Below are 25,483 nucleotides of genomic sequence, written 5' to 3'. Positions count from 1 at the left end.
AGATTCTCCTCCTAAATTACTATATTGGAAAATTCTACTTCTGAGCACCTTTATATTTAGGGAGGATTACCGACCCTCGCGAAGCGTCTCAGACTGTTGAGACGGGGAAGCTGGAGGTAACACCGTATTGTTAGGTATGTCCATTTTTGGAGCGGGTTGACTCGTCTGTTTGTCAGAAGACAGGGCGAAGGCGGAAGGCCGAATGGGTATAGGAGCATCGCAGGACTTGCAGGCCGATGCTGACATTTGAGTAAGACCGCATTTCTTACACCGCATGCTGGAATACGTCATAAGCTCACCCTCCTGGATTCAAATTATCACAGGTTTCCCAAATTATGCAGGATGTTTGAACTCTTTATGGGTATTTTACGAATAACTCTTACCCGTTTTATAAAGATAATGCGGGGATCACACGCTAGTCTCATTAAGCAGGAAGGATCAGATAAGAGGAGAGGTTTTTATTTCTTTGGATTTGCTAGATTTTGATGAGGATGTTGTCGATCAGTCGGACATTTCCGAACTTCACGGCGGCAAGGAAGACGCCACGCCGCTCAAGGCTCTTGAGCGGATCCAGGGTTTCAGGGTCACAGAGGGCCAGATAGTCGATTCGGGCACGCGGCTCAGAGCGGATCAGAGACTTGGCCTTCTCAAGGATAATCTTTCCATCCCGCTCTCCCTGGTGGATCATTTTCTGAGCGGATTGAAGCGCCCGATAAAGGACTGGCGCTGCCTTACGGTCTGCCGAGGAAAGACGGACATTTCTGGAACTCATCGCGAGCCCATCTCTTTCCCGAACTGTTGGAACGAGGCGCACAGTAGTTTTGAAATGAAGGTCACGAATCATTTGTTGAATGACACGGATCTGTTGGAAATCCTTTTGTCCAAGATAGAGATCATTCGGGGATACAAGCTGCAGAAGTTTGACAACGATGGTTGCTACCCCCTTAAAATGGCCCGGTCGTAATTTCCCTTCCCACCTTTGACTGAGCTTCTCCACTTCGATAAAGGTTCGATATGGAGGCGGAAAAATCTCTTTGGGAGAGGGGGTCCAGAAAAGATCGACCCCGCATTCCTTTGCTTTCTTTTGGTCGGAGTGGAGATTCCTGGGGTAAATCTGAAAATCCTCGCTGGGGCCAAATTGGAGCGGATTAACAAAGAGTGAAACAATAACGAAATCCCCACGCCGCTTTGCCTTTCGCATTAAGGAAAGATGTCCCTCATGAAAGGCTCCCATCGTCGGAACAAATGCGATTCGGTGGTCGCGACGTGCCCGCTCAAGTATTTCTTGTACCGTTTTGATGCGTTTGATGGTCTTCATGCGTCATCCGTTTGGGATGATAGTAGACTTTGCCTTTTTTCATCTCCTTGATCCGTTTCACCAAGTCGGCCAGATCGTCTGGATACTTCACAAAATCGATATCATCTGTTTGTATTACCAGTAAGGGACTCTCTTCATAATAGAAGAAAAAATGGTTGTAGGCCTCATTGAGTCCGGCCAGGTAATCCGGGTGGAGGGCCTTTTCATATTCCCTTCCCCGATGGTTAATTCGTTTTAAGAGGGCCTCCGTGTTTGCCTGAAGAAACACAACCAGGTCCGGTTTTGGTGCTGTCATGTTCAGTAATTTATAGATCTGTTCATAGAGAACAAGCTCTTCTTCTGTCAGATTCATGTATGCAAAAATGCGATCTTTCGGAAGAAAATAATCGGTGAGGGTCACTTGAGAAAAGAGGCTCTGTTGAGTAAGCGTCTCCAGTTGACGGGAGCGGGAGAGGAGGAAGAACAGTTGGGTCTGAAAGGCCCATTTTTGAGTATCCCGGTAGAATTTGTGAAGAAAAGGGTTTTCTTCCACGTCTTCCATGAGAAGTTCCGCATTCAATTCCTTTGAAAGAAGCTTTGCCAGACTGGTCTTACCAACACCAATAGGTCCTTCTATGACGATCAAGCGATTTTCGCTCAAGGCCTCACCCTTTCCCATCCGCTGTCTTCCTTTTTTATCACCATGAAATCGTTTTCTTTATTGAGTTTCTTCAAGAGTGACTCAACACTCTGACCACGGACAGGATGACGCATTCCAGAGGCGATCTCAACCATGGGGACCAGAACAAAACGGCGCAGAGGGATAGAGGGATGAGGGATAATCAAGTCCGGTTCATTGATGACCTCTTGATCATAAAAAAGAATGTCGAGATCTATCTCCCGAGGTCCTTTAGGAATCACGATCTTCTTCCCGATTTGACTTTCTATTGTCTGAGAACAGTCTAGCAATTGATGGGGAGAGAGCGATGTTTCAATCTCGATCACGGCGTTGTAAAACCAGTTTTGATCAAGAATACACATCGGTGCTGTTTCATAGAGTGAAGAGACCTTCGTGATCCAAATGTGATCTACCGATGCAAGTCTCTGGACTGCCCTGCGACAGGAGGCGGCGGCATCTTCCTTGTTTGAACCGATGCCGATATAGGCAAGGTGTCGCGGTTGATGACCAGAATCCAGACTCGGTCCGCGGGCCTCAGGTTCCTCCTCCTTACCCACAAATGTCGGCCTTTTCCATTCGGTAGAGCGCTTCTTCCAAGCGCTCTACCCCGACGGTCAATGTCATCCGGATGTAGCCTTCCCCTGCATCACCAAAGCCATTTCCCGGTGTGGTGACAATGGCCGTCTTTTTTAAGAGTGTCGCTGTCATCTCTGACGAGGACACGCCCTTGGGCGTCGGAATCCAGGCATAGAACGCGGCAGCAGGTAGATCCACTTGAAAGCCAAGTTTCTGAAGGCCGGGAACGAGGGTGTCCCGGCGCTCCTGATAGATTTTCCGAATTACATCAAGCAGAGAATCGTCCAGATCAAGGGCCGCGATCCCGGCCTCTTGCACTGCTTGGAAAATACCGGAGTCGAGATTGCTCTTAATCTTCCCCAGCGCGGCGAGGACATCTCTGTTCCCGACAGCAAACCCGACCCGCCAACCCGTCATATTATAGGTCTTGGAAAGGGAATGCAGTTCTATCCCAACCTCTTTTGCACCATCCACCTCCATGAATCCTATAGGCCGTAAACCGTCGTAGTAGATTTCTGTGTAAGCGGCATCGTGACAGATAATCACCTGATTGCGGTCTGCAAAGTCAATCAAAGATTCAAAAAAGGCCTTATCGGCCGTTGCCGCGGTGGGATTATTGGGATAGTTCACAAAGAACAACTTTGCGGCCTTCGCCACGTCGGGAGGGATGGCGTCCAGGTCCGGGAGAAATCCATTTTCTTTCTTGAGGGGGACGGTGACCGATTTACCTCCTGCAAACAAGGTCCCGGATTGATATACCGGGTATCCCGGACTGGTCATCAAGACGGTATCACCCGGATTGATCAGGGCCAGAGGAAGATGCCCGACCCCCTCCTTGGATCCGATCAACGAAAGAACCTCGGTTTCCGGATCCAGTGTGGCATCGAAGCGGCGTCGATACCACGCGGAAACCGCCTGTCGGAAGGAGGGCATGCCGTTGTAGCTTGGGTATTGATGGTGCCTTGGATCTTCAACCGCTTTTTTGATGCGTTCGATGATCGGTGCCGGGGTTGGCATGTCGGGATCCCCCACACCCAGGTTAATGATATCCTTTCCCTCGAGAATCGCCTCCTGCTTCATCTTATCAATGGCTGCAAAGAGATAGGGCGGAAGTTTCTTTATTCTATCGGCTTGTTGTACGCTAATATTTTTCACACGCGCTCCTTAAGATTATAAACATTGCAACAATTCGGTTTAATCCGGTCTTGTTCCAGTATATGTTGATCCGGAATGCAGGCACTAGAGCGGGATCAATACCGCAGAATTTGAGTGCCGGAGTAAGTCTGGCATGGAATAAGAGAGGGGTGAACAAATCATTATTTCAGACTTAAAACATCCATCATGTCATATAGTCCGGGTGGCTGATCGACCACCCATTTGGCCGCCAATATCGCCCCGCGCGAAAAATTATTACGGCTCTGCGCACGATGTGTCATCTCAATCCGCTCTCCGGGTCCGGCAAAGACTACGGTATGTTCTCCGACAACATCACCTGCGCGCTGGCTTTGAAATCCAATCTCTCCCGTCTTTCTTGGCCCGAATTTTCCATGACGTGAAAATCGAGCCGCGCGCGTAAGCGTTGACCCCCGCGCAACGGCAATGGTTTCACCCATTCGAAGCGCGGTCCCACTTGGTGCATCTTTTTTGTGGCGATGATGGATCTCCATGATCTCAACATCATAGGCCTCCCCCAGGATACTGGCCGCGTTGGAAAGTAGCTTCAGCATGACATTTACCCCGACGCTCATATTTGGGGACCAGACAATCGGAATCTTCTTTGCCGCTTCCTTAATTTTTTTTTCTTGATCGCGCAAAAAGCCAGTGGTCCCGATCACCATAGGTCTTTTTTTGCGTTGTGCCTCCTGTACCATCTTGAGGGTTTCCAGAGGGTAGGTGAAATCAATTATCACCTCTCCATCCATCACAGATTTTTTGATACGATCCGTCACGGAAACTCCCCACTTTCCGATACCGATCAATTCTCCCGCATCCCGGCCCACAGCTGGATGTCCTTTTTTCTCCAGTGCGGATCCCAGCTCCAGATCCTCTTCATCAAAGAGACTTTCGAGTAGGGCACGTCCCATTCGACCCGCCGCGCCTGAAATTGTCAGCTTCATCGATCTCCTTTTTTAGGTTGTGATCGTCTTGCAAGACGATACGATAGAACTAAACCAGACCATAGTCCACTAAGGCCCCTTTCAGCTTGCCCACGCTCTCTTCAGATAGAGGACTCAGGGGAAGACGGACCTCACTGCCACACTTCCCCATCAGTGCAAGGGCGGCCTTGACCGGAACAGGATTGGTTTCGACGAACAGAACACGATGAAGCGGATAGAGCTTCGTATCTATTTTTCTTGCTTCAGTAAAATCTCCTCTACCTGCGGCCGAGGTCATCTGTGCCATGTCGGAGGGAACAATATTGGCGGTCACTGAGATGGCCCCCTTCCCGCCGATAGCTATCAAGGGCAAGGTCATACCGTCATCGCCTGAAAGAACGGTCAAACGCTCACCACAAAGGCGGATCACCTCAGTGATCTGCTGCATTGATCCGCTTCCTTCCTTGATCCCGACGATATTCTCAAACGCCGTGAGACGGGCCACAGTTTCAGGCAACATATTCACGCCCGTCCGACCGGGGATATTGTAGAGAATTTGGGGAATATCGACCGCTTCCGCGATTGTCTTGAAGTGTCGAAAGAGCCCTTCCTGCATCGGTTTATTATAGTAGGGCGTGATCAGAAGCGCCCCGTCCGCACCGGCGGACTTGGCATGTCGGGTGAGGGTAATCGCTTCTTCCGTACTATTAGAACCGGTGCCCGCAATAACAGGGACATGCCCGCCAACCACCTCGATGCACAGCTCAATGACACGGCGGTGTTCCTCATGACTTAAGGTCGCAGACTCACCCGTTGTCCCGCAGGGAACAATCCCATTCGTGCCGGCATCAAGATGAAACTCGACCAGATCACCCATCGCCTTCTCATCAATCCTTCCATCTTTCATGGGGGTCACAATGGCAACGATTGAACCTTTAAACATAACCTGCCTCATAAAATGGAATCTTCCGTGATTTCTCCCCTGGAAACGACACGTGCGTCTCCTTCCAGAGAGACATTTTTGAACGAAACTCCGTCCTGAGTGAAGTTCACAACCAAGCGCGTTCCTCCCTTCGTCAAGAGCGTTACCGGCGATAAGGCCTTTCCAAGAGAAGCAGCAATGACGGCCCCCGCGACGGCACCCGTTCCACAGGCCAGGGTCTCATTTTCTACACCCCGTTCATAAGTTCTGATTTTCAGAAAATCTCCTTCAGGGCTGATAAAATTCACATTGGTTCCCTGCGGGGCAAAACGTTCATGGTAACGCGTTGCGCTTCCTAAATCGATCAGGTCCACCTTGTCGGTCGCCTCAACGAAGTAGACCGCATGGGGAACTGTGGTATTGACGCTGTGTACGGTTTCTTTCTTTTCATGAACTTCAATTTTGATATTTAGGTGGAGATCCTTAGGATCAGGAAGGTGGACTCGCACACGTTCTCCTTCCTCTCCCAGAACCTCTGCCTGAACGATTCCGGCAAGCGTCTCAATGGTGTGTTTCGCGGGCGCAATCCCTTTCAGGAATGCAAAGCGGGCGACACAACGGCTTCCATTGGCACACATTTCCGCCTCACCGCCATCCGCGTTGTAATAGTGCCAGCCATAATCTGCCTTTGAGGAAGGGACCACCAGAATCAGACCATCCGCCCCGATTGAAAGACCCCGACGACAAACCCCGGAAATAAAAGAGGCCATCTCGTCTAGAGGGATAATTTCCGTTCTATGATCAATCATCACAAAATCATTCCCGCTGCCGTTCATCTTCCAGAAAGAAATTGGAAATTTCATTTTCTACCTCCGGAATCAATGCGGGCCAGGAGCGATTGAACCTCCTTATCCTCGACTTTCTGGTCTGCCAGAATCGACTTGATGTGTGTACTGACCTCTAACAGCTCCTGTTCGCTCACATCTCCCTTCATTGCGGAGTCATAAAAAGTGTAGATACGTATCCGAACCGTCTCAGCCTCTTCGAGGGTATATTTTTCCGGGAGGAGAGACATAAAGGCCTTGTTGATCACAAATCTCTGAAAGGTAAAGATCGTGATCTCCTTTTCCTTGAAATAGACGACGGTCATGCAAAGAATTATAATCCCGCTGATGATCAGGAGGGCGAGAAAAAATCCACGGCCCTCTTTAATCTTTTTTTGCGTTTTCGGTTTATCCGGAAGGACAACACCCTTCGTTGTCTGCACCATACCGCGATAACTCACTTTTTCTGATCCAGAAATGCCGGGATAGATTCTCCGCGAAGCAGATCCTTAAGGGTTTCCCTTTTGCGAACCATATCATATGAATCGCCGTGGACCAGGATTTCAGGAGGACGGGGCCGGGCATTATAGTTGGACGACATGGTAAAGCTGTAGGCCCCCGCGCTCATGACGGCGAGGAGTTCATCCGGGGCCATCTGCGGAAGCACACGGTCTTGCGCCAGAAAATCGCCCGATTCACAGATGGGACCGACCACATCGACCACTTTGGTCTTCCGCCGACGCTTTACCACGGGTTGCAGCTCATGGTACGCGTTATAAAGACTCGGGCGGATCAGATCATTCATCCCGGCATCAACCACCAGAAAGTTTTTCGCCTCCCCCTCCTTGTTGTAGATCACACGGGTGACCAGAACTCCTGCATTTCCTGCAAGCGACCGCCCTGGTTCCAGTATGATCCGGCAGCCGCTCTTCTTCAAGAGCGGGAGGATCGCATCGGCCATCTCTTTCGGCAGAGGGGGCTTTTCCTCGTTATAGGTAATACCCAGTCCCCCGCCGATGTTCCAATATTGAATATCAAGACCCTGTTTTCGAAGCGCGGCAATAAGTTTTGAGAGCCGTTTCAGGGCATCGACAAAGGGTTTTACCTGAGTCAGTTGAGAACCGATATGGGAATGGACCCCCACGACCTCTATATGAGAGAGCCGGGATGCCGTCTGATATTCTGACTCCGCCTTGATGATTTCAATCCCGAACTTGCTCTTTTTTAAACCAGTGGAAATGTAGGGATGGGTCCGGGGATTGACATCCGGATTCACACGAAGCGCCACGGGGGCCTTCACGCCGAGCCCCTTGGCCGTTTCATCCAGGGCGACCAGTTCCTGTGCCGATTCGACATTAAACATTAATATTCCGGCCCGAAGGGCTTCTTTCATCTCTTTTCTCGTCTTGCCCACTCCGGCAAAGACAAGATTTTTCGGGTCCATCCCGGCCTTCAAGGCACGGTGCAGTTCTCCACTCGAGACAATATCTCCTCCTCCACCCTCATTCGCAAAAACACGAAGGACGGCTATATTCGCGTTTGCCTTAACAGCAAAAGCGATTAAATGAGGAACCGCGGCAAAGGCCTTTTTGTAAGCCAGAATGTGTCGACGAAGGGTGTGATGGCTATAGACATAGAAAGGGGTGCCCACCTTCTCTGCCAAAGCCTCAAGGGAGACATCCTCACAGTAAAGCCGACTTTTTTTATAACGAAATGCGTTCATACTCCTATTCCTGCACTTATGAATCAAACCCCGACAATATAGTCAACTTCCTTCCCTCCAGTCAATTCTGCCAGACACAAGAAGGTCTACTTGAAAGGGAAATTATTTGAAATTTGAGTGCGATTATCAGGGAGAACAGGATCCCCTTTTCTACCGCAGCTCCCTAAAAAGGTAAAGAAAATGAGGATAAATAGTGTGTAATATATTGTTTTATTAGGCTTATTTTCTATTCTTGTCATTTTTGAACTTTCGCTTAATCTTGCGGATCTCGTTCCGGATGGATTTTCGCGAGGTGCCGCCGATTCCCCCCTTCTTATCTATGGAGCCCGAGAAGGTGAGCCGGCCATAAAGATCCTGTTTAAATAATGGGGAAAAACTTTGAAAGGTTTCCAGGGCCCAGCCTTCAAAAGGCTTGCCTTCCTCCAGGGCCTTGAGGACAATTTTTCCACTCACTCGGTGAGCCTGACGAAATGGAAGGCCCTTTTCAACAAGATAATCGGCCAGATCCGTTGCCAGAAGGGAACCCTCTTCAGTCGCTGCCCTCATTTTTGTATCGTTAAACCGAACCCCTTTCGTTAGATCTGTCATGATTCGGAGTGCACTTCGGAGGGTTACCACCGTATTAAAAAGGGGTTCTTTATCTTCCTGGAGATCCCGGTTGTACGACAAGGGAAGTCCCTTTAGGACCGTCAACAGGGTGAGTAGCGCGCCATAGACTCTCCCCGTCTTTCCACGGATCAATTCAAGGAGATCCGGATTTTTCTTCTGGGGCATCATGCTGCTTCCGGTGCAATAGCGGTCGGGAAGATCTATAAAACCAAATTCCATTGAGGCCCAGAGAATCCAGTCTTCCGCCCAGCGGGAGAGATGCATCATGAGTATCGAGGCGTTAGAAAGAAATTCCGTGACAAAATCCCGGTCGCTCACCGTATCAAGGCTGTTTGCCGTAACCTGCGAGAAACCCAATAAGCGGGCCACATGCATACGGTCTATCGAGAAGCTATTTCCGGCCAGCGCACCGGCCCCCAGCGGCATCTGGTTTAAGCGCTTCAGGCCATCGAGAAGACGAGTCCTGTCCCGTTCCAGCATCTCATAATAGGCGAGGAAGGTATGCGCCAGAGAAATAGGCTGGGCGCGTTGAAGGTGGGTATAGCCAGGCACGACCGTGTTGATATGTTCCTCCGCCTGGACAACCAGGTTTTTTTGAAGTGCAACAATTTGTCCCACAATTTGTTCAATCTCTGTACGAAGATAGAGCCTGAGATCAAGGGCAACCTGGTCATTCCGGCTTCGGCCGGTGTGCAGTTTCCCCCCCAGCTCCCCAACCTTCTCGACAAGACGCCGCTCGATATGCATATGAATATCTTCGTCCTGGGATGTCCCCGCTTTGACTGTCTCAGTCTCTTCTGCCATCTCCGAACGAATCGCTTTAAGCCCCTTCACCAAGCGCTTTTTCTCTGCCGGGGTCAAAAGACCAGCACGAACGAGTCCTTCTGTATGGGCAATACTTCCTTCAATATCATATAGATATAGGCATCGATCAAAAGCAAAAGATGAAGTAAAGGCGGCAACATCCGAATCGACGGCCTCTGTAAACCGCCCCTCCCAGGCCACATTTTTCCATTGACTGAGATTCTTTGTGACAGTCTTTGACTTACTGGACTTTCTTTTTGTTCCCTTTTGCACGAGGTTCTTTCATCGGGCCGCTGCTTAAGAAAGCTCTGAATAAGTCATGAATTGTCTTTTCAGGGCTAAAATGTCTCGCTTCTGCGTTGCAAACCTTGAAAATAGCAGGCTATTTTATGCATTTTTGGCCTTAAATCGCAACATTTTATCTTCTGTAAAATTCAACCAGACTTAATCAATGCTTCCTCCGGGACGGCAATTTTAACCGAAGGGCATTCAATCGGATAAAGCCTTCCGCATCTTTCTGGACGTAACAGGTATCTTTTTCAAAGGTTGATATGGCTTTGCTATAGAGAGAACGAGGCGCTTTCCTTCCAATAAGGGTGAGGCTTCCCTTGTATAGTTTAAGTCGTGCCACGCCGGTCACCCCTTCCTGGGCACGATCAAAGAAGGTCTGTAGCAGTTCCCGTTCCGGCGAGAACCAATACCCGTAATAAATGATCTCGGCATATTGCGAAATAAGGCTATCACGTAGATGTAGGACTTCTCGATCAAGGGTCAAAGACTCCACCGCACGATGGGCGGCATGGAGAATAGTCCCGCCTGGCGTCTCATACACCCCTCTTGACTTCATCCCGACATATCTGTTTTCTACCAGATCAACGCGTCCTATGCCATGACGTCCCCCAATCCGGTTCAATTCCGCAATGAGTTTTCCGGGAGAATATCGTTTTCCATCAATTGAAACAGGATTCCCCTCTCTGAACCCAATTTCAAGACAGACCGGCTTGTCCGGAGCATTTTCCGGGGCGGTTGTCATCATAAACATAGACTCAGGCGGTTCCATCCAGGGATCTTCCAGAATTCCGCCCTCATAGCTGGTATGAAAGAGATTACTATCTATGCTATACGGTTTTTTGATCGTCGCCGTTACGGGAATCTTATGACGTTTGGCATAGGCCATTAGATCGGATCGGGATTCAAATTCCCAATCACGCCAGGGGGCAATAATCTCAATATTCGGGTCAATAGAGAGATAACTCAACTCGAAGCGGACTTGGTCGTTTCCTTTTCCGGTCGCACCGTGAGAGACGCCTTCGGCCCCATATTTTTTTGCGATCTCCATCTGCTTTTTTGCAATCAGAGGGCGGGCAATCGCTGTCCCCAGCAGGTAAGTTCCTTCATAAACCGCATTGGCCCGAAGCATTGGGAAAATATATTCCTTTGCAAAAACCTCCCTCAGATCGGTAATCACAACCTTGCTCGCACCAGTTCTTTTTGCCTTCTTCTCGACTTCCGCAAGATCTTCTCCCTGGCCAAGATCGGCACAAAAAGCAATGACCTGACATCCATATTGTTCCTTCAACCAAGTGATGATGACTGAGGTGTCCAATCCGCCGGAATAGGCCAGAACCACCTTATTGATCTTCTTATTTTTTTCCAATACACCTCTCCAGAATGGCCTGCTGCATCGGAAGCCGGTTTGCAGCCTGCTCAAATATAAGCGAACGATAATCCTCCATAACCTCCTCAGTAATCTCTTCACCCCGATGGGCTGGGAGACAATGCATGACCATGACATCGGTCTTTGCCTCTGCCAATAATTTTTTATTCACTTGGTAAGGTTTTAATGCCTTGAGCCTCTTTTTTCGCTCCGCTTCTTGCCCCATTGAAACCCAGACATCGGTGTAGATCATGTCGGCCCCCTCGACCGCCGCGATGGGATCCTCCAGAATCGAAATTGATCCGCCAGACTTCTTCGCCGTGATCCTCGCCGATTCTACAACGTTCAGATCCGGCCTGTAAGCCCTGGGCGAAGCGATGACAACCTCCATCCCAACCGTTGCGCCCCCCTCCAAGAGGGAATGAGCGATATTATTTCCATCCCCCACATAGACCAGTTTCAGTCCCTTCAGTTCTCCCTTTCTTTCTTTTATGGTGAAGAGATCGGCGAGGATCTGACAGGGATGATGCAGATCGGTCAACCCGTTGATGACGGGAATGGCCGCATTGTCGCGCCACTCCTCCAGCTTTTCCTGCTCATAAGTACGAATTACCAATGCGTCCAGATAGCCCGATAGGACACGTGCCGTATCCGCAATCGTCTCTCCCCGTTTGATCTGTATATCGTCAAAGGAGAGAAAGATCGGGAGGCCCCCGAGCCGCCAGACCGCTACCTCAAAAGAGACCCGTGTTCTCGTGGAAGATTTTTCAAAAAGAAGCCCGACCGACCGGCCCGTGAGGGGATGCAGAGGCCTGCCCACCTTAAAAACCGATGTCCGTTCCATCAGGCAACCAATCTCCTTGATTGTGATCGAGCTCAGACTCAGAAGATCACATGTTGGCATCTGTCCACTCCATCCTAAAAAAAAGCCTTTTTATATCATAGAGTCCGCCCGGTAAGCAATACAAGCGCTTGGCAAGGGTTCAACATTAAATCTTGAGGTAAAAACAAGGAACATTTAATCACAAATTTTACATCATCTAGATATTATGCTAATATTTTGAAGCACAGAAACCGTAAAAGATCGGTATAATAAAAGAAATAAGGGAAGCATTTATTACCTAAAGGAGAGTCCGTTGAGAAATATTGCGATCGTTATCGTCCTAATGACTTTATCCAGCGGGATGTTTGGCTGTATTGTATTGAGAGACTCGGATGACATTGTTGTGTTCCCGACACGCCGTATGGTCAGGGTAAATCCTGGGGGCCACATCATCATCCCGCATGCGCCCAAACATGGACACCGGCACCGCCATAATCATGGTATCGACCTCGTATTCAGCTCCCTCCTCGGGGTCTACATGGTGGCAGATTTAGTCGATGTTTACTACTTTGATGATTTTTATTTTCGCTTCTCCGGAGGTCATTGGGAACTGGCGACACACTTCCGGGGTCCATGGGAAGGGATTGTTCAGACCAAGGTTCCGGGAAAACTCTGGAAGAAACACCGCGGCAAAAGACGAGGCCATGATAAAGGGAGAGGCCGAGGAAGGGGTCGCGGCAGAGGACGCGGCGGATCACACTAGGTCTTTGGTCGCGAGGTTTCTCACCCCTTTTTTATTAGTGTATTCTAATGGTTTTCTGGGCTTCAGGTCATAATCCATTGATTAATATGAAGATGTTGAGAAAGGCACGATAAGTTTGATTGTCCAAAGGAAATTTATAGGTATTTATAATTCAACCCCATGATAATAATAGACTATTATTGCACTTAAGGGTTTTTAAAGCTCTGTTTTTTTATACACAGTTCTTGTGCATAGTCTGTGGATATCCTCCCGAAACCGGTACCTTTCCCTTAAAACACCGGTTGATCAACGCTTTGCCCAAATAATGATCATAGTGACCTTTCCTTGCCCCACACAATATATTGTGTCAAGCAAATTATTGACTTTATCTCAGAGGATCGCAAAGAAGCGAGGAATTGGTGCGGGACATTTCGTTTGATAAAAGCGTTCCGTGGAGAACCAAGATATCGTGGAACTCATTACGATCGTATCCTTCATCCTTATCCATCTAGAAGACCTTGCAAAAACATTGCAGACGATATATATATCTGCGGATGCCTCTTCCTGATCTTATTCAAACATTAAAAAAACGAGTTCGCGATTGCGGGGACCTACCGGTTCTTCGGAATACAGCGCTCCTCGTATTGAGAGCTTCTGAAGACAGGGTCTCTGGTGCTAGGGATGTGGCCAGAATTATCATTCAGGATGAAGGATTTGCAGTCAAGGTTCTAAGGGTTGTTAATTCCGCTCTCTATAGCCACCCGATGGGAGAAATATCGAGCATTTCAACAGCCGTCACGGTTCTTGGTTTGGACACGATTCGGGACATCAGCCTCAGCTTGTCTTTTGTTGAATTATTTGAAAAAAACCACCCGAAGGTTGATTTGAAAAAAATTATTGCAGGGACCTTGACTGCGGCGACCCTGGCTCAGGAGTTTGCTGAAGACCTTCATCATCCTGACGCAGATCAGGTTTTCACCACGGCTATCTTGTATAATCTGGGACCCATTTCTCTCGCCTACTACCTACCGGAAGAACATATCAAGATTCAGAATTTGATGGAGACATTAGGTTTGCCAGCTTCGGAGGCAGAACAGCGGATCCTCGGAACCTCAATGAATCAAATCGGAATCGCCATGGCGAAAGAGAGTAATATCCCTCGTGACCTCGTGGAATCTCTTGTTGATACCGAAGAAATTGGGTCTTCCCCTGCCCGAACACCGCAGGAACAAATCAAAGCGATCTCATACCTGGCAAACCGGATTACAAGCAACTTGTTCAGTGATGAGGGCACAAAAGACGAGTTAGATGCGATTTTCGAAAAATGCAAGGTTTCTCTGAACATTGGGTCGGAAAAGGGATTTCGTGTCGTGAGGAAGGCTTACAATAAAGTCAAGAAGCTCAGTGAGTCTTTCGGGGTTGAGATAGAGAAGTTCAGGCCTTCTGCCACCATTCCCGAATCAGAGACCCCTTCCAGGCGTGACTTACTCGGAAGTCTGAGGCGAACATTTGAAACCTATGAGAATGCAGAAGAAGAAGAAGAAGAGGAAAAGGTCCGGACTACCCAAAACCCTGACCCAGAAGAATGTAAAACTTCATCGACAGAGGAATTAGAGAATCAACCTTCACTGGAACCACATGAAAACGATACGAACAAAGACTCGCTTCAACTGAAGTTTCTTCGCGATATTTCTAGTCATCTTTATAGGGACAAAAGATATTAATATAATTTTTAATGCGATTCTTGAGGGAATCCACCGAGGGATTGGTTTTGATCGGGCGATATTGGCCTTTTGTGATCCAGGGAAGACAAAATTTACGGGCAACTACGGCATGGGTCCAAAAGCTCAAGATGTGGCCGAGCGTCTGTCTCTAAAGATTGGGTCAGGCGACGATGTCTTCATCAGAGGCTATGCCAACAATCAGCCGGTCTTTGTTGAGGATGTCCATGAAGAAAAAGTCCGGTCGCTTCTGTCCGACAACTTTCTAAGCCTTATTGATACGAACGCGTTCGTGGTGAGTCCCATCCATGCCCATGGGAATATCATTGGCTTATTTTATGCGGATAAGGCATTGTCAAAACATACGATTACCCAGGAAGAATATCAGGCGTTTCAGCACTTCGCAATTCAGGCTAATATTGCCTTGGAGCGAATATCTGTCTCCGGAAAATAAGCCCAGCTGCACAGTTGGACCTTCGGGTTCTTTGGTCCAGATCCATAAGAAATTTCAAGCTATTTCTAAACCATAAAAAGAGGAGAACTTATGAAAGCAAGTGCGCGGCACATATTGGTCGATTCAGAAGAAGCCTGCAATACCATAAAAGCTGAAATTGCAGAGGGGCTCGATTTTTCAGAAGCGGCGGCCAAACATTCATCCTGCCCTTCCGGGAAAAGTGGCGGTGATTTGGGTGAGTTTTCACCAGGGCAAATGGTTCCCGAGTTTGACCAGGTTGTCTTTAATTCCGAAGTCGGTAAAGTTCATGGCCCGGTCAAAACAAGCTTTGGTTTTCACCTGATCGAAATCACCAGTCGATCAGAATAATCTCCGGGAACAAAATAGGGGCGAACCCGCATGTTCGCCCCTATTAAAGTTCTTTTTTATCATCTGTTTAGGGTGATAGTTTTAAGTAATTCTCTAAGTACTTATCTCATTCCTTCCCAAGAAGCGCATGCGCCCGGTCTACGACGTTCTCCACCGAGAACCCGAATTCCTTCATAAGGGTCGCGATAGGAGCCGATGCGCCAAAGTGATCAATCCCGATCACACCCCCCCGTTTTCCGACATAGCGATGCCAACCCTGGGTCGCCGCGGCCTCGATTGCTAGGCAAGGGGGACCTGATTCAGGAATCACGGTCCTTTGATACTCTGCCGGCTGTTCTTCAAACAGCTCCCAACTCGGCATGCTGACGACACGGACGGACTTCCCTTCTACTTCAAGCCTTTGACCCGCCTCCAGGGCCAGATGAACCTCTGAACCGGTAGCAATCAAGATGATATCCGGGACACCGGAACCACTTTCTGCCAGGACATAGGCCCCCTTTTCAACGAGATCAGCTGATGCATACTGGCTTCGATCAAAAACCGGCAGTTTTTGACGCGTAAGAATCAGCGCAACCGGTCCTTCGCGACGGTTAATTGCTAGGCGCCAGGCCACTGCCGCTTCCATTGCATCGGCCGGCCGGATCAGGGTCAAATTCGGTATCGCCCTGAGTCCGGCCATCTGTTCTATCGGTTGATGGGTCGGGCCGTCTTCTCCCAATCCGATGCTGTCATGTGTAAAGACATAAATCACCCGAAGTTTCATCAGGGCGGCCAGGCGCATAGAAGGCTTCATGTAGTCTGAAAAGACAAGGAAGGTCCCCCCATAGGGAATGACCCCTCCATGAAGGGCCATGCCGTTCATTATCCCTCCCATCGCATGCTCACGGACACCAAAATGGAGATTCCGCCCACTAAAATCATCCCCGTTGATATCCCCAAATCCCTTGAGGTTTGTATTGTTGGAGGGGGCCAGATCGGCAGAACCCCCGATCAGCGTGGGAATCTCTTGCGCAATAGCGTTCAAGATGGTTCCTGAAGCCCCTCGGGTTGCTACGGGCTCTTCTGGTTTGAAGCTTGAAATTGCACTGTCCCAGCCTGATGGACAATCACCCTGCATCACCTGGAGAAATTCCTTCCCCAAATCAGGGTAGTGGGCCATGTAGTCCTCCCATTTTTTTTGCCACTCCCTTTCTTGCTCGCGGCCCTTATCAACACACAGGCGGAAGTGGGCCCGGGCTTCTTCAGGAACATAAAATTTAGGCTCAAGAGGCCAGCCGAGATTCTCTTTGGTCAATTTCACTTCTTCGACACCCAAGGCTTCTCCATGGGCCCTGGCTGTACCCTGGCGATTCGGGCTCCCATAACCAATCTCGGTGCGGACAATAATCAAGGAAGGGACCTCTGTCTTGTCCTGTGCTGAACAAATAGCCCCTGAAAGGGCCTCAAGATCACTGGAATCTCCTCCGACGCGAAGGACCTGCCATCCATAGGCCTCAAAACGCTTTGCGACATCTTCTGTAAAGGCGAGGTCAGTACTCCCTTCTATCGTAATTCGGTTATCATCATAAAAACAGATTAGCTTTCCGAGTTTAAGATTTCCCGCCAGCGAGGCTGCTTCCGAGGAGATTCCTTCCATGAGATCACCATCTCCCGCGATAACGTAGGTGATATGATTGACAATGTTAAAATCAGGCCGATTGAAACGTGTTGCAAGCAAGCGCTCGGTGATGGCCATGCCGACTCCGTTCGTCAGGCCCTGTCCCAAGGGTCCAGTCGTCGTCTCTACCCCAGGGGTATGCCTGTATTCCGGATGTCCCGGTGTCTTGCTCCCCCACTGGCGAAAGCGAACAATCTCTTCCAGGGGAAGATCATATCCGGTCAGATGAAGAAGGCTGTAAAGAAGCATCGAGGCGTGCCCGGCGGATAAAATAAAACGATCACGGTCCGGCCATTCCGGATTGTGTGGATTATGCTTTAGAAAGCGGGTCCAGAGCAGGTAGGCCAGGGGTGCCAGGCCCATTGGCGTCCCCGGATGTCCTGAGTTTGCCTTCTGTACCGCATCGACTGCCAACATTCGGATGGTATTCATACAAAGTAGGTCAAGATCTTTCCCCTTACTGCTCATTTGTTCTCTCCATATTATAAGGAAGATGCGGTCTCTTTGAATGCGAAATATTGCATGAACTTTAAACATTCCCCTCTCATTGCTAGGCAGTCTTATCTTTTGTCTCATTTTTGTCAAGAGGTATCTCGATTATCATTTTCATGGTGATTTTTACACATCTTTTTGATATCTTGAAGGGAGATGGGTATTTTCCCTTCTGGGAGTGTGGCGCTTCCATTATGAGGATTGTGCCCATTGCCTTGTTGAAGCCCCCCCACAGCCAGGTAAGAATAGAAAGGAATGAAGAGTTGGACTGTTTGGAGGTCATCTGATGCGGCGGTATATGCAAATTCTTCTTTTCGCCTCAATCTGTCTAATATCGACAATATACTTCTTTTCCAATGAAGCCATCGCCGACGAGGCCGAACACACCCAATCTGCTGAGGTTCAGTTTATCCAATTAGAGCTTATATCCAATGGGGATTTCGAAGAATTTGAGGATGAATTCAGTGAGGAAGCCATCATTGAAATCTTTGACCCTCTGTCCCCGTATAACAGGCTCATGACACGCTTCAATATTAAACTCTTCGACTGGGTTCTGGAGCCGACTGCCCGAGGCTATAACAACATTATGCCGAGGCCGGGCCGCATAGCGGTCAGTCATTTTTTTAATAACCTCCTCTTTCCAATCCGTTTTGTGAATAATCTCCTGCAATTCAAGGGGAGGGGCGCCTCGATAGAACTGGCCCGGTTTACCGTGAATACCACGATCGGACTTCTCGGTTTTTTTGATCCTGCGCAGTCTTGGCTAAACCTTAAGCCCCATAAGGAAGATTTCGGTCAAACGCTCGGTTATTATGGTACTCCAAGCATATTTCACATCGTTCTTCCGGTCTTTGGTCCTTCGAATCTACGAGATACGGTCGGAATGGCAGCAGACAGGTATTTAACGTATTCCACATACGTTTTTTCTGATGATTCTCTTTCCGGGGTTGATAATTATGGACGACTCGCTATTGGTGCCAGCGTTGAATCGTTCGAGAGACTGAACGATACATCGCTGCATCTTGCCGAGATTGCAAGTCTAAAGAAAGACGCGCTCGATATTTATATCCTGACGCGTGATGCTTACGAACAAAATAGAAAGATGAAGATAAAGGACTGACAAATGCTGAAAGCAATCATCATCTCAATCGGTCTATTGCTGTTCACCTCTCCTGTCATCGCAGATGATCTTGAAGAGGTTAAGACTTTCCTAAGCGAAAAGCTTTCTGCGACAACAAGATTGCTTCAGAATAAAGATCTTCCCATTGAAGAAAAAAAGGATAAGATTCTCGGCATCGTCAGAGAGGCCTTTGATTTTCCACTGATGGCGAAACTGACTCTCGGAAGAAAATATTGGCCGAGGTTATCCAAGGAGGAGAGAAAGCGATTCACCTCTCTTTTTGTTCACCGTCTTCAAGCATCGTACGTCGATAAATTAGACCTTTATAAAGATGAGGAAGTAACGATCAATAAGTCGGTTCACGTCAAAAAAAAGATCCATGTCCTGACAAGTATCATTTCTGGCACGAAGGAAATCAATATGCTCTATAAATTTTATAAGTCGAAGAAACGAGGCTGGCTTGTCTATGATATTGAAATTCAAGGAGTTAGCCTGATCACCACATACCGGTCTCAGTTTAACGAGGTGCTTCGCACCGGAACCATTGACGACCTCTTCCTTAAACTGGAAAAATCCGACATTGAATAACTTCCATCCCCTTTTATTCCCGAGATTGATTTCAAGCGATTCCGATGACAACATTTGATTCAGTCACGCTCCAGTTTTTTGATCGGATCCTGCTTGCACGACCACGCGTCGTACTTGCCTGCCTGCTTCTGTTTCTCTCCTTCCTCGGCATCCAGGCGAAAGGCTTCCGCCTGGATGCATCTTCCGATTCTCTTATTCTAGAAGATGATAAAGATCTCCAGAATACGCATATGGTATCCGAGCGCTATGGGAAACAAGACTTTGTTGTCGTCACATATACCCCAAAAGGGGATATTTTGTCTGGAACAACTCTATCCACTATTAAAAATTTGAGAGATGAACTTAGAGCGCTTGACGGTGTCTCATCGGTTGTTTCCATTCTCGATGTCCCTCTCCTGGAAAGTCCCCCTATCCCTATTAAAGACTTATCTAGTACCTTGATCACCCTTGAGTCGCCAGACGTTGACACGAAACTGGCCAGGATTGAACTGAAGAACAGCCCCATCTATCAAAACCTACTGATCAGTCCCGATATGAAAACGACGGCACTTCAGATTACCTTTCCGAACAATCCAGGTGAAAAAATATTGCGGGAGCGCCGAAGCACTTTCAGGGAAAAGGAACGAAAAACGGGTCTGTCTCCCACGGAGCGGGAGGAATATAAAACACTGAGAAGTATCATCCGGAAGAACAACGATGAGAGGCGGCGGATTCGCCACCAGAATATCGCCGCGATCAGAAAGACTATGGAGCGATATCGTGGAGAAGCCGATCTCTTCCTTGGCGGGATCAGCATGGTTACAGATGACCTGATCACCTTTATCAAAAATGACCTCAAACTCTTTGGCGTGGGTGTTCTCTTTTTTTTGATCATCACTCTGAAAATCATCTTCAAGCAAAAACGCTGGATACTGATCCCCTTGATCTGTTGCTTTTCTGCCTCCTTATCCATGGTTGGATTTCTCGGGATGTTCGGCTGGGAGGTAACCGTCATCTCTTCCAACTTCATTTCGCTTCAACTCATTATTACGATGGCAGTTACAATTCATTTGATCGTCCGCTATCGAGAACTTGTCGATGAGCATCCCGAGAGGGAGCATCGCCAGATCGTCCTCGATACCGTAATGTTGATGCTTAAACCCTGTCTTTATGCCGCGCTAACGACAATCGCAGGCTTTGCCTCCCTCATTCTCTGCGATATTCTCCCGGTCATCAATTTTGGATGGATGATGATTTCCGGGATCACCGTCTCTCTTATCCTTACCTTTATTTTGTTCCCGGTCATCCTCATACTCATTGGTAAATCACCGCCACAACCCAGGAAAAAATCGATTTTCCCCCTGACTTCGATTCTGGCCGGATTTACAGAGCGTCGGGGGGGGCTCATCATGGTGATCAGTTTCATCGCTTTCCTGGTCAGCCTGGCCGGAATAATGAGACTTGTTGTTGAGAACAGCTTCATCGACTACTTTAAAAAGAGTACGGAGATTTATCGTGGAATGAAAGTCATCGATCAACAACTCGGAGGAACCACACCGCTTGATGTCATTATCGATCTGGAAGCCCTACCAGAGGTTCTTCCCTTGTCGAAAGAGGCTCCCGACTCGAGTGAAGGTGACGATTTTGGTGAGTTTGATGAGTTTAATGGAGACGAAGGGGGTGACACCTATTGGTTTACGACAGAAAAGATGGCCCTGGTGAAAAGGATTGATGCTTATCTCAACGAGATACCCGAGACAGGAAAGATCCTCTCCTTCGGAACCATGCTGAAGCTCGCAGAAAAAATGAACGACGGGGAGCCTCTTGATAACTTTCAGCTCGCCCTTCTTTACAAAGAGCTTCCTGAAGAATTTCGGGGTATTGTGCTGACCCCTTATATTTCAGTCGAACACAACCAAGCCCGTTTTTTTGTTCGGATCCGTGATTCAGACAAGTCACTGAAGCGGGATGCCCTCTTGAAGAAAATCCGCCATGATCTGACCCAGGATTTCGGCTTAAAAGAGGATCAGGTTCATCTGACTGGAATGCTTGTTTTATACAACAATATGCTACAGAGTCTTTTCAACTCACAAATCAAAACCTTAGGTGTCGCCGTATCGGCCCTGATATTAATGTTCCTTCTGCTCTTTAAATCACTCAAACTCAGCCTGATTGCAATTACGCCGAATCTCCTTTCAATTGGAATTGTTCTTGGTGTTATGGGATGGCTGAATATTCCTCTTGATATGATGACGATCACGATTGCGGCGATCAGCGTGGGGATTGCTGTTGATGATACAATCCACTACATCCACAGATTCATCCAAGAATTCAATAAAGACCCTAATTACATCCGCACACTCCACCGATGCCATGAGAGTATCGGTCAGGCAATGTATTACACCTCGGTGACCATCATTATCGGATTTTCAATTCTGACCTTTTCCAACTTCATCCCGAGCATTTATTTTGGTCTGCTGACAGGACTCGCGATGTTGATCGCATTGGTTGCAGCCATGACGCTCTTGCCGCAACTAATTATCCTTTTTAAGCCGCTCGGACCCGAGTTGGAACAAGGAAGCCATCAGACAAGATAACTCAGAGGGTGGACACAGCAGCAATGCCCACCCACACAAACCTTACCTCGAATCCAAACTCCAAGGTTTCGAAGATAAGGTAGCGTCGCTCCTAGAACAATCCAGACAATGCACGGACAAGACCCACCTCTAAAGCCGGTCTTGCCTCTTCAAACTGAAGATTGACTTTATTGGCCGTTGAAGAAATCCGTGTTCGGTATTTCCTTCTGTTTGTGGTCGTCTTGCTTTCCTGGCGAACAGTGGTTGAACCTGTCCCACCTCCTTGATTAAGGCGGGTAGAACTTTCCTGCCGCATAGGTCCTGCACTTCTCTCGGATATCTCAACGTCCGTGATCGTGGTAAAGGTTATATTCTTCGTCAGAGAACCGATTAACAACTCTGCAGCGCCGCCAAGTACCCCGCCGACAACGGCGCCCCGCCTGCTACGACTGATGGCAGATCCAAGAACCGCTCCACCGATGATTCCGCCAAAAGGGCCGTAACCATCCCGCATCGCTTCCTCAATCGCTGTGGGGTCCGCCTTTCCGACATATAAGATGTTTGCCTGCAAAATATAATGCGCCTTCTCAGGGTCATTTACGACCATGTATCCTCTTGAAACAATGCGCCCCATCACGCCACTCAGATCAAAGTCTTTATCAGAGCTGTTCCGGATACTTATGAATATGGTCCGCTTGGCAGGAGAAACCGGATCTAAAAAAATGCTGTCTGACATCCGAGTCCGCACATCGAGGTCTCGATGTGCGATAGATGTTTGCATTGCCGCACAGCCAAAGGTTCCAAGCAATAAAGAAAAAATAAGACCAAATGAAAATAAGGGCTTTACGCTGGGTGTCCTGCGATTTGTTTTAGAATACATCTCACCTCCTAATTTTTGATGTTTCCCCCATTCATTTTAAAATCTGAAAAGCCTTTGGAGACCTTCTGCCCTATTCTATCCCTATTTATGTCCTTTTCTCAAGTGTATGGACTCGCTCTCACCCTGGAAGAATCAAGGGAATCAACTTAAACACGTACAGGGAGTGAAAGTGAAGGTCACTGGCATGGGCGGGGAGCTAAAAATAGGTCTAAAAGAAAAACGGAACGTTTACCGGGTATTTTTCGGGGAATAGAAGAAACTCGCCCTGGGAGAACGAGGATAGATTGTTATACGTGTTCGTAAACACCCTCCATGTTCCTAGATACTAGGGAGCAAGGGGGGTAGCGATTTGGAAATGCCCATAAGGGGTAAGCCCTTTATTCATCATATCTTCAAATTGATCCACCATAAGCGGTCGACTGAAATAATACCCTTGTGCCGAATCGCAGCCCTCATCTCTGAGGAAGACCAGTTCACTTTCTATCTCGACCCCTTCCGCAATAACCTTGAGGTTCAAGGCGTGCGCCATCGTGATGATCGCCTTGACCAAATCCTGCTTCGTGGGATCGGTCGCAACATTATGGACAAAGGACTTGTCAATCTTAAGCAGATCAATTGGAAAACGTGAAAGATAACTCAGAGAGGAATAACCTGTTCCGAAGTCATCTATTGAGAGGTGAATACCCATCTCCCTGAAGCTTCCAAGTTTATCCACCGCATCTTTTCCCCCGTCCATCAGCAAACTCTCAGTGATTTCCAGGGTCAGAAGGTTCGGGGCCAGGCCGCTTCTCTTCAAGGAGTCGGTAAGCATCCTTGTAAAGGTCTTGTAATTAAACTGCCGGGTTGACATGTTGACTGCCATGTAGATTTCAAGTGGATACTGATTATGCCATTTTTCGAGTTGTCTGCAAGCCGAGAGCAACACCCACTCACCGATTTGAACGATCAGTTCCGACTGTTCTGCAATTGGAATAAATTTATCCGGGTAAACCAGGCCCCGCTTCGGATGATTCCATCTGAGGAGGGCTTCTGTACCGGACATCTGTTTGGTTTCAATATCAATGATTGGTTGATAATATATCTCCAACTCATTGCGTTCCAGAGCCATCCTGAGGTCCCATTCAATCGTTGCCCGTTCACGGGCTATCGCAGTCATCGACCGATTAAAGAATTTGTATGTGTTTCTACCCGCATCCTTTGCCTGATACATGGCCATATCGGAATTTTTTAACATTGTTGTGACATCGTCTCCATCAGCAGGAAACATCGTGATCCCAATGCTGGCGCTGACAAAAGCGTCGTGTCCTTTCAAGCGGAATGGAAGACTGGACTGTTCGATAATCTCCTTGGCCACCGCTTCCGCATCCTCTTTATCATTGATATTCGGCAAGAGAATCAGGAATTCATCTCCCCCGGAACGGGCGACGCTGTCATCCTCTTTTACACAGGCTTGAAATCGATTTCCCGCTTCCTTTAACAAATAGTCTCCCAGAGAGTGACCAAAGGTGTCGTTGACATTCTTAAACCGGTCGAGATCAATAAACATGAGTGCCAGGATCTTATTTTTTCGTTTAGAGTGCTTCATCGCCTGTGAAAGACGTTCAGAAAAAAGCAGTCGATTCGCAAGGCCGGTCAGTTGGTCATAATGGGCCCGGTAATACATATCTTCCTCGTTGAGTTTCTGCTTGGTGATGTCATTAAATAGCCCGGTGTACCTAACCACCTTCCCTTTATCGTCCTTAATAGACGTCACTGTGAGCCATTCTGGAAAAATCTCACCATTTTTACGGCGTTCCCAAATCTCACCGCTCCATCTACCTTTGGCATGGATGGTGTCCCACATTTCCTTATAGAAGGCCGCATCATGTTTTCCTGATGCGAGAATCCTGGGGTTCTTTCCAACAATCTCTTCTGGGGTATATCCTGTAATCTCCGTGAATGCGGGATTGACCGTGAGAATATTTCTGTTGGCATCGGTCACGGTAATTCCCTCAGCTGCGGATTCAAAGACGCTGACGGCTAGGCGACGGTTATCTTCTGCCCGCTTACGCTCTGTGATGTCATGGTAGAGGTAGAGGATGTATTCTCTTCCTTGAATTGAAAGGGTTCTGCTGCTTTTCAGGATATCGAGTATTCGACCATCCTTCGTTCGAAGCTTTGTTTCGTAGGTAGCACTTTCTCCCTTAAGAATCATTTCCCTGTATTTTTTTGCATCCTCTTCAGCCTCAACAATTTCGAAATCAGCAACCTTGAGGGTTTGAAATTTCTCACGCGTGTAGCCTAAGGTCTCAACGGCCTTATCATTAAACTCAGCCAATGCACCCGTCACCGCATCGACCAGGACGATAGAATCTGTCCCCTGCTCGAAAATGATGCGAAAGCGTTTCTCCGATTCACGTCGTGCTTCTTCTGTAAGCTTTATTTTTCCGATTGCCCTTTGTGCGTAGACGGCAAAGCAGATAATAGTGACGATAATGAAGGAACGCATCCAGATTTCATTGGAATCAGCTTGGAGAAGGCGAACAAGGTAGGGCTCATCAATAAAAAGGGTGTCTATCCAGGACTCAAGAAACCAAAACAAAACGCCGACGCCGACCGCAAAACGGATCAGGTTCACTTCGGTTGTTTTTTCCTGCACCTGCATCCTGTCCTCCCAATAAATGAGCAACTGCATTATAAGGTGTTACTCAATGAACAATCAAGATAAACGATAGAGAAACGTGGTAGATATTCTGCAACGAATAGACCTATCGGAAATATTTGACCTCTTTTTTTATGAAATGCTATCTTCTGAACTCAGATCGTGAGCACAATGCTCGTCCCCAGGGGGCGGGGTTCTTCAAAAGATCAATATAGAATAGAGTGCATCACCAAAGAGGCTTGCATTGCAAGCCG

At 48.1% G+C, this 25,483-nt stretch carries 23 protein-coding genes; 7 read left to right on the top strand and 16 right to left on the bottom strand.

Features of this window, described 5'->3' with window-relative positions; genetic code table 11:
* Positions 1-475: 475 nt before the first annotated feature.
* The 12 genes from EYQ01_02515 to argF all read right to left on the bottom strand — a co-directional run bounded on the left by EYQ01_02515 (position 476) and on the right by argF (position 12,091).
* Positions 476-1,318 (bottom strand): pantoate--beta-alanine ligase, encoded by an 843-nt coding sequence (locus EYQ01_02515; GenBank protein ID HIE64688.1) that lies wholly within the window; start codon positions 1,316-1,318, stop codon positions 476-478.
* Positions 1,275-1,976: a deoxynucleoside kinase gene (locus tag EYQ01_02510; protein HIE64687.1), complete on the bottom strand. Its 702-nt coding sequence runs from the start codon at positions 1,974-1,976 to the stop codon at positions 1,275-1,277. The genes EYQ01_02515 and EYQ01_02510 overlap by 44 nt, the downstream gene beginning before the upstream one ends.
* Positions 1,955-2,533, bottom strand: a complete 579-nt coding sequence (gene folK, locus EYQ01_02505; GenBank protein HIE64686.1) for a 2-amino-4-hydroxy-6-hydroxymethyldihydropteridine diphosphokinase — start codon at positions 2,531-2,533, stop codon at positions 1,955-1,957. Before folK ends, EYQ01_02510 begins: the two co-directional genes overlap by 22 nt.
* Complete coding sequence (locus EYQ01_02500; protein HIE64685.1) at positions 2,526-3,698, bottom strand: LL-diaminopimelate aminotransferase; 1,173 nt, start codon at positions 3,696-3,698, stop codon at positions 2,526-2,528. The genes folK and EYQ01_02500 overlap by 8 nt, the downstream gene beginning before the upstream one ends.
* Before the next feature lie 170 nt (positions 3,699-3,868).
* Entirely contained in the window at positions 3,869-4,669 is an 801-nt protein-coding gene (dapB, locus tag EYQ01_02495) for a 4-hydroxy-tetrahydrodipicolinate reductase (GenBank protein HIE64684.1), read from the bottom strand.
* Between the two features lie 49 nt (positions 4,670-4,718).
* Positions 4,719-5,591, bottom strand: coding sequence for a 4-hydroxy-tetrahydrodipicolinate synthase (locus EYQ01_02490; protein HIE64683.1), 873 nt, complete (start codon positions 5,589-5,591; stop codon positions 4,719-4,721).
* A gap of 8 nt (positions 5,592-5,599) precedes the next feature.
* Positions 5,600-6,433 carry a diaminopimelate epimerase gene (locus tag EYQ01_02485; protein HIE64682.1) on the bottom strand — a complete coding sequence of 278 codons (834 nt, stop codon included), beginning with the start codon at positions 6,431-6,433 and terminating at the stop codon, positions 5,600-5,602.
* Positions 6,430-6,840: a hypothetical protein gene (locus EYQ01_02480; GenBank protein HIE64681.1), complete on the bottom strand. Its 411-nt coding sequence runs from the start codon at positions 6,838-6,840 to the stop codon at positions 6,430-6,432. The genes EYQ01_02485 and EYQ01_02480 overlap by 4 nt, the downstream gene beginning before the upstream one ends.
* Before the next feature lie 11 nt (positions 6,841-6,851).
* The gene (lysA, locus tag EYQ01_02475; GenBank protein ID HIE64680.1) at positions 6,852-8,117 is read right to left on the bottom strand and encodes a diaminopimelate decarboxylase; all 1,266 of its coding nucleotides are present in this window, start codon (positions 8,115-8,117) and stop codon (positions 6,852-6,854) included.
* A 219-nt stretch (positions 8,118-8,336) separates the two neighbouring features.
* Positions 8,337-9,731: an argininosuccinate lyase gene (gene argH, locus EYQ01_02470; GenBank protein ID HIE64679.1), complete on the bottom strand. Its 1,395-nt coding sequence runs from the start codon at positions 9,729-9,731 to the stop codon at positions 8,337-8,339.
* Positions 9,732-9,978: 247 nt separating this feature from the next.
* Positions 9,979-11,187, bottom strand: a complete 1,209-nt coding sequence (locus tag EYQ01_02465; GenBank protein ID HIE64678.1) for an argininosuccinate synthase — start codon at positions 11,185-11,187, stop codon at positions 9,979-9,981.
* Positions 11,174-12,091 carry an ornithine carbamoyltransferase gene (gene argF, locus EYQ01_02460; GenBank protein ID HIE64677.1) on the bottom strand — a complete coding sequence of 306 codons (918 nt, stop codon included), beginning with the start codon at positions 12,089-12,091 and terminating at the stop codon, positions 11,174-11,176. The genes EYQ01_02465 and argF overlap by 14 nt, the downstream gene beginning before the upstream one ends.
* 232 nt (positions 12,092-12,323) lie before the next feature.
* Between argF and EYQ01_02455 the strand changes: the two genes are divergently transcribed.
* The 4 genes from EYQ01_02455 (at position 12,324) to EYQ01_02440 (ending at position 15,296) form a co-directional block, all read left to right on the top strand.
* Complete coding sequence (locus tag EYQ01_02455; protein ID HIE64676.1) at positions 12,324-12,773, top strand: hypothetical protein; 450 nt, start codon at positions 12,324-12,326, stop codon at positions 12,771-12,773.
* 533 nt (positions 12,774-13,306) lie between these two features.
* On the top strand, positions 13,307-14,476 hold the full coding sequence (locus EYQ01_02450; protein ID HIE64675.1) for an HDOD domain-containing protein: 1,170 nt from the start codon (positions 13,307-13,309) through the stop codon (positions 14,474-14,476).
* Positions 14,439-14,927, top strand: coding sequence for a GAF domain-containing protein (locus EYQ01_02445; GenBank protein HIE64674.1), 489 nt, complete (start codon positions 14,439-14,441; stop codon positions 14,925-14,927). Before EYQ01_02450 ends, EYQ01_02445 begins: the two co-directional genes overlap by 38 nt.
* Positions 14,928-15,017: 90 nt before the next feature.
* Positions 15,018-15,296: a peptidylprolyl isomerase gene (locus tag EYQ01_02440; GenBank protein HIE64673.1), complete on the top strand. Its 279-nt coding sequence runs from the start codon at positions 15,018-15,020 to the stop codon at positions 15,294-15,296.
* A gap of 106 nt (positions 15,297-15,402) precedes the next feature.
* On the opposite strand, the gene tkt is transcribed toward EYQ01_02440, so the two are convergent.
* Both tkt and EYQ01_02430 read right to left on the bottom strand, forming a co-directional pair.
* Complete coding sequence (gene tkt / locus EYQ01_02435; GenBank protein HIE64672.1) at positions 15,403-17,421, bottom strand: transketolase; 2,019 nt, start codon at positions 17,419-17,421, stop codon at positions 15,403-15,405.
* 82 nt (positions 17,422-17,503) lie between these two features.
* A complete protein-coding gene (locus EYQ01_02430; GenBank protein HIE64671.1) occupies positions 17,504-17,728 on the bottom strand; it encodes a hypothetical protein in 225 nt (74 codons plus the stop codon).
* Between the two features lie 3 nt (positions 17,729-17,731).
* Here EYQ01_02430 and EYQ01_02425 point away from each other — a divergent pair, with 3 nt between their 5' ends.
* From EYQ01_02425 to EYQ01_02415, 3 genes are read left to right on the top strand one after another with little or no spacing between them, the layout of a single operon-like run.
* Positions 17,732-18,565, top strand: a complete 834-nt coding sequence (locus EYQ01_02425) for a VacJ family lipoprotein (GenBank protein HIE64670.1) — start codon at positions 17,732-17,734, stop codon at positions 18,563-18,565.
* Positions 18,566-18,568: 3 nt separating this feature from the next.
* Entirely contained in the window at positions 18,569-19,153 is a 585-nt protein-coding gene (locus EYQ01_02420) for an ABC transporter substrate-binding protein (GenBank protein ID HIE64669.1), read from the top strand.
* Between the two features lie 44 nt (positions 19,154-19,197).
* Entirely contained in the window at positions 19,198-21,729 is a 2,532-nt protein-coding gene (locus tag EYQ01_02415) for an RND family transporter (protein ID HIE64668.1), read from the top strand.
* 91 nt (positions 21,730-21,820) lie between these two features.
* Here EYQ01_02415 and EYQ01_02410 read toward each other — a convergent pair whose 3' ends face one another.
* The gene (locus tag EYQ01_02410) at positions 21,821-22,588 is read right to left on the bottom strand and encodes a hypothetical protein (protein ID HIE64667.1); all 768 of its coding nucleotides are present in this window, start codon (positions 22,586-22,588) and stop codon (positions 21,821-21,823) included.
* Between the two features lie 325 nt (positions 22,589-22,913).
* The gene (locus EYQ01_02405; GenBank protein ID HIE64666.1) at positions 22,914-25,262 is read right to left on the bottom strand and encodes a bifunctional diguanylate cyclase/phosphodiesterase; all 2,349 of its coding nucleotides are present in this window, start codon (positions 25,260-25,262) and stop codon (positions 22,914-22,916) included.
* Positions 25,263-25,483 lie beyond the last annotated feature (221 nt).

Source organism: Candidatus Manganitrophaceae bacterium, from assembly GCA_012960925.1.
In the GTDB taxonomy this organism is placed as follows: domain Bacteria; phylum Nitrospirota; class Nitrospiria; order SBBL01; family JAADHI01; genus DUAG01.
This window is presented reverse-complemented; position numbering and strand designations above follow the sequence as displayed.